Source organism: Microcoleus sp. SVA1B4 (genome assembly GCF_036700545.1).
Classification (GTDB): Bacteria; Cyanobacteriota; Cyanobacteriia; order Cyanobacteriales; family Microcoleaceae; genus Microcoleus.
Map to the genome: position 1 here is coordinate 1 of NZ_JAUBPB010000152.1, position 1,962 is coordinate 1,962.

Annotated in this window: 1 protein-coding gene; it reads left to right on the forward strand. The window is 45.1% G+C overall.

What is annotated here, in order from left to right:
* Nucleotides 1-148: 148 nt before the first annotated feature.
* Entirely contained in the window at nt 149-1,891 is a 1,743-nt protein-coding gene (locus tag QT987_RS29625; RefSeq protein WP_333247051.1) for an IS1634 family transposase, read from the forward strand.
* Nucleotides 1,892-1,962: the final 71 nt, after the last annotated feature.

Consider the following 1,962-nt stretch of genomic DNA (forward strand, 5'->3'; position numbering starts at 1 on the left):
CTGAAGTTCCCCCAGTAGGGGGAATGTTCAAATCTCACAAACCCTTGCACTACAAGGAACGATCGCCTTTTTACCCCCAAGCGTGTACCCATGTAATTTAAGGATTTCTTTAGACTCTTTAGTCAGCGCTCGCGGTATAATTGTAGTCATGTATATCGAACGTGTTCCAAACAGAAATTCTCCGCCGGCCGTATTACTTCGCGAGTCCTACCGCGAAGGTTCAAAAGTACGGAAACGCACTCTGGCAAACTTGTCTAAATTGCCCGACCATGCCATAGATGGACTGCAAGCCTTGTTAAAAGGTGGCGTAACGATCGCTTCTTTGCCTGATTCTTTTAAAATCACCCGTTCGCGCCCACACGGCCACGTAGCAGCAGTATTGGGCTGCCTGAAAAACACTGGCTTACACAACTTAATTAGTTCCGAAAATAGTCGCAACAGAAGATTGGTATTGGCGATGATAATTGCCAGAATTATCGACCCGCGCTCGAAACTCGCCACCGCGAGAGGATTCAACGAAGAAACTTGTTTTTCGAGTATTGGCAAAATATACGGCATTGAGGGTGCCGATGAAGATGAACTATATTTGGCAATGGATTGGCTCTTATCCAGACAAGAATCGATCGAAAATAATTTGGCCTCTCTTCATCTGGCATCATCAACATTGGTACTGTATGATGTATCGAGCAGCTATTTTGAGGGCAAAACTTGCCCCCTAGCCCGGTACGGTTACAATCGGGATGGCAAAAGAGGTAAATTGCAAATCGTATTCGGATTAATGTGCGATGCTTCTGGCTGTCCGATCGCGATCGAAGTATTTGAAGGCAATACTGCTGACCCGACAACGCTCACCAATCAAATTACCAAACTCAAAGAAAGATTTGGGATTGCTAAAATAATTTGGGTGGGCGATCGAGGTATTATCTCTTCAACTACAATTCAACAACATTTTCAAGCTAACGATCGCGCTTTCGATTGGATTAGCGCGCTGCGTTCGGTACAAATCCGCACCCTCGTCGAGCAAGAATCGATTCAACTCTCTTTATTTGATGAAAAAAATATCGCTGAAATATCGTCATCTGAGTATCCGGGAGAACGCTTAATCGCCTGTCGCAATCCGATGCTGGCAGCAGAACGAGCCAAAACCAGAGAGGAATTGTTGCAAGCCACCGAAAAAGAATTAGCCAAAATCGCTGCTGCGACAACTAGAGAGAAGCGACGTTTAAAAGGGGCATCAAATATTGCTCTCAAAGTGGGAAAAGTGGTGAATCGTTACAAAGTTGCCAAGCATTTCAAACTTGATTTTCAAGAGAACAGCTTCTGCTACGAAAGAAACACGCAAAGTATTGAAAACGAAGCAGCTCTTGACGGTTTGTACGTGATTCGGACTTCAGTCGAGTCAGAAGTTTTATCGCCAACAGAAACGGTGAGAGCTTATAAAAGCCTGTCCCAAGTAGAACAAGCTTTTCGGAGTTTTAAGACTGTCGATTTAAAGGTGCGACCGATTTACCACCGCCTGGGCGATCGAGTTAAGGCTCACGTATTTTTATGTATGTTAGCCTATTATGTAGAATGGCAAATGCGTTCTCTGTTGGCTCCGATGCTATTTGATGAGGACGATTGGGAATCGGCTCACCAACAGCAAGAATCAGTGGTGAAAGCCGCCAAGAGCGATCGCACTCGTGCCAAGGCGAGAACCAAGCGAACTGCCGATAATTTGCCAGTACATAGCTTCCAAACAATACTCGCAGATTTGGGTACGATCGCCCACAATGAAATTCTGGCAACTATGGAGGGTGCTAGTTGGGTTTTCGATAAGATTACTCAACCAACAATTGTGCAACAAAAAGCTTTGGATTTACTCGGCGTTTCTCTGATTTGTACCCAGTAAAACCGGAGTCAAAATCCTCCAAAGGTTTGCCCTACATACTCCCACGCCTTTTGTCAATGGGGGAACTTCAG